The 451-nt window shown below is 64.5% G+C and carries 2 protein-coding genes; both read left to right on the top strand.

What is annotated here, in order from left to right:
* On the top strand, positions 1-237 hold a 237-nt coding region (locus tag AACY45_RS28560), incomplete at its 5' end, for a flagellar basal body rod C-terminal domain-containing protein (protein ID WP_339548819.1).
* A 23-nt stretch (positions 238-260) separates the two neighbouring features.
* Positions 261-451: flagellar basal body protein (locus AACY45_RS28555; protein WP_339548817.1), on the top strand; the 191-nt coding region annotated here is incomplete at its 3' end.

The following is a 451-nucleotide window of genomic DNA, read 5'->3' as shown; positions in this document are numbered from 1 at the left end:
CGCCAGGATGGCGACAGCTATTGGTCGGCCAGCGGTGTGTCCGGCCAGGCGACGCTTGGCTCGGCGAAGGAAAACGGCTTCGGCTCGCTGCTTTCGGGCACGCTCGAAGGATCGAACGTCGACATCACCGAGGAACTGGTCGCCCTGATCGCGGCGCAGCGCAATTTCCAGGCGAACTCCAAGGCGCTCGATACCAGCAACCAGATCACGCAGACGATCGTCAACCTGCGCGCCTGACAGGAGCCTAATCGGAGCATAGCATGGACAAGCTGGTCTATACGGCGGCCTCGGGCCTCAAGGCGCATCTCGCGTCGCAGGCGGCGATCGCCAACAATATGGCGAACGCGTCCACGACCGGCTTTCGCGCCTATCGCGTCGTGTTCGACCGGCTGTCGCTGCAAGGCTCCGATTTCGACACCCGCACCCCGGCCTCGGCCGAAGTGGTCGACGC

The sequence above is a fragment of the Pseudomonas sp. RA_35y_Pfl2_P32 genome, assembly GCF_963970735.1.
Taxonomy (GTDB): Bacteria; Pseudomonadota; Gammaproteobacteria; order Pseudomonadales; family Pseudomonadaceae; genus Aquipseudomonas.
This window is presented reverse-complemented; position numbering and strand designations above follow the sequence as displayed.